This is a genomic window from Mesorhizobium sp. M7A.F.Ca.US.014.04.1.1 (assembly GCF_003998745.1).
Classification (GTDB): Bacteria; Pseudomonadota; Alphaproteobacteria; order Rhizobiales; family Rhizobiaceae; genus Mesorhizobium; species Mesorhizobium ciceri.
This window is the reverse complement of sequence record NZ_RZRW01001188.1, coordinates 1-882: the sequence shown is the minus strand read 5'-3', so window position 1 is coordinate 882 and position 882 is coordinate 1. Positions and strand designations below refer to the sequence as shown.

At 66.9% G+C, this 882-nt stretch carries 1 protein-coding gene; it reads right to left on the bottom strand.

Annotated elements, in window-relative coordinates; translation table 11 throughout:
* Nucleotides 1-149 precede the first annotated feature (149 nt).
* Nucleotides 150-882 (bottom strand): hypothetical protein (locus tag EOA22_RS35480; RefSeq protein WP_245478786.1); only part of this gene is annotated, 733 nt, incomplete at its 5' end.

The following is an 882-nucleotide window of genomic DNA, read 5'->3' as shown; positions in this document are numbered from 1 at the left end:
GCAATGAGGGGCGGCGCCAGCGCTTCGGTAAGTGGCATCTGAATCGGATGCTTGAATTTCATGTCAGCTTCCATCCTGCCTCGTCAGCGCTGCCCCTCATTGCCCTGCCGGCACCTTCTCCCCGTGAACGGGGGAGAAGAGATCAAACCTCACCCCGTCGCAACAAATACGCGGCGCTGGAAGCGCGCCTGGTGGTAGGTACAATAGCTTTTCAGCGCCCCGGTGCGCATGCCGCAGCACAGCATGTCGGCGCCTGGGCGGCTGCCTGGCGCCCCCTCTTCGGCAATAGAAATGTCCGGATCCCCCTCCACCGTCAGATCCAGCGGCGCACGGCAGCGTGAAAACAGGCAATCGATGAAGCGCATCGCCACGCCATGCGGCTGCCGGCCGATGGCCGCGCGCGGCGGCGCCGGCGCCTCCAGGCGATAGGCCACGCCGTCGGCGATCAGCACGCCCACCTCGCGCACGAACGAATGCGCGCGCCTGGGCCGGGCCACTTCACGCGCATGGATGTCCTTGGCGGCAAGCACGCCCTCCATCTTGCCGACGACAGGCGTCGCTTTCGCCGACGCGCCACTCGCCCGCTTGCTTCCAGCGCGCTTGCCCACGGCCTGCCTGGATCGCGGCGGCGGCCCCTTGCCATTGGCAAAGCCGATCGCGCCGAGCATGGCGTTGCGGTGCACGATGCCGATGATGGCGTCGCGCGACACCGGACTGCCGCGCAACGCGCTGAACGCGACTGCAATCCTGGAGGCTGAGAACCCATCCTTCAGCCAGCGGGCGATCTCGTGCAATTCCGCGTCGCTATAGCTTGCCATATCCAGCTCCATCCAAAGTTCGGCCGCGCGCCGTCGGGCAGCGTCAAGGTTCGACCCGGTCGCC